Source organism: Streptomyces sp. NPDC058964, assembly GCF_042741275.1.
In the GTDB taxonomy this organism is placed as follows: Bacteria; Actinomycetota; Actinomycetes; order Streptomycetales; family Streptomycetaceae; genus Streptomyces.
Window position 1 is genome coordinate 1 of sequence record NZ_JBHYKH010000992.1, and the last position, 1,315, is coordinate 1,315.

At 69.2% G+C, this 1,315-nt stretch carries 2 protein-coding genes; both read left to right on the top strand.

Features of this window, described 5'->3' with window-relative positions; all coding sequences use genetic code 11:
• The first annotated feature begins 234 nt into the window (after positions 1-234).
• Entirely contained in the window at positions 235-894 is a 660-nt protein-coding gene (locus tag ACFW2E_RS47095; RefSeq protein WP_384478381.1) for a LuxR C-terminal-related transcriptional regulator, read from the top strand.
• Positions 895-1,130: 236 nt separating this feature from the next.
• Positions 1,131-1,315, top strand: a 185-nt coding sequence (locus tag ACFW2E_RS47100; protein WP_384478378.1) for a hypothetical protein, incomplete at its 3' end; no start/stop codon positions are given.

Genomic DNA, 1,315 nt, shown 5'->3' on the forward strand with positions numbered 1-1,315 from the left:
GCCGTACGGCCGTACGCCCGGTCCCTCCGGCCGCCCTCCCGACGACCCGGGGCGGCCGGATCGCGTCGGAATGATCGAGAACAAGCCGCCCGGGGGCACGGAACCTGACATGCCGTGCCCCTGTTCCCGTTGCCCGGGCGCGGTCCGGTCCGAATGCTGGAATGCTGGACTTTCGTACGGACGGACGCTGCGGAGAGACGGGTTGTGGGGGGCCGGAAGATCGTGGAGAACAGGGTGCGAGTGGTCATCGCCGAGGACTCAGTGCTGCTCAGGGAGGGCCTGACCCGGTTGCTGACCGATCGCGGGCACGAGGTCGTCGGCGGGGTGGGGGACGCGGAGGCGCTGATCAAGACCATCGCCGACCTGGACTCGCAGAGCATGCTGCCGGACGTGGTCGTGGCGGACGTACGGATGCCGCCGACGCACACCGACGAGGGAGTGCGGGCCGCGGTGCGGCTGCGCAAGACGCATCCCGGCCTCGGCGTGCTGGTGCTGTCACAGTACGTGGAGGAGCGCTACGCCACCGAGCTGCTGGCCGGTTCCAGCCGCGGCGTCGGCTATCTCCTCAAGGACCGGGTCGCCGAGGTGCGGGAGTTCGTCGACGCCGTGGTGCGGGTGGCGCAGGGCGGCACGGCCCTGGACCCGGAGGTGGTCGCCCAGCTGCTCGGGCGCAGCCGCAAGCAGGACGTGCTCGCGGGCCTCACCCCGCGCGAGCGGGAGGTCCTGGGACTGATGGCCGAGGGGCGGACGAACTCGGCGATCGCCAGGCAGCTGGTGGTCAGCGACGGAGCCGTGGAGAAGCACGTCAGCAACATCTTCCTGAAGCTGGGCCTGTCGCCGAGCGACGGGGACCATCGGCGTGTTCTGGCCGTCCTCACCTACCTGAACTCGTGATGGCCCGACACTGGCAGCGAAGTCCCGAACGAGAACCGAGCGACAAGTGGGGAGCGTCTCCAGAGCCAGCCCGGGGGGCGAACAGTCATGACAAGTCAGGGCGACGAGTCGTCTCATGACGCCGTCCATCATGCGAACGGCCGAGGGAAGGCGACCCTAACCGACGTAGGGTTGATCCTGGCAGGGTCCTTGGGACGACCACGCCCGGACAGCCGCCTCGAAGGAGGTCCAGTTCAGTGACCAGCCAGGTCAGCAGCCCAGCGGAACAGGCCGACGAAGCCGTCGTGGGAGAACAGCGCAAACCGGGTGGAGCGAAGGGCGTCAAGCGCCTCGACCGGGTGATCATCCGGTTCGCGGGGGACTCGGGTGACGGTATGCAGCTCACCGGTGACCGGTTCACGTCGGAGACGGCGTCCTTCGG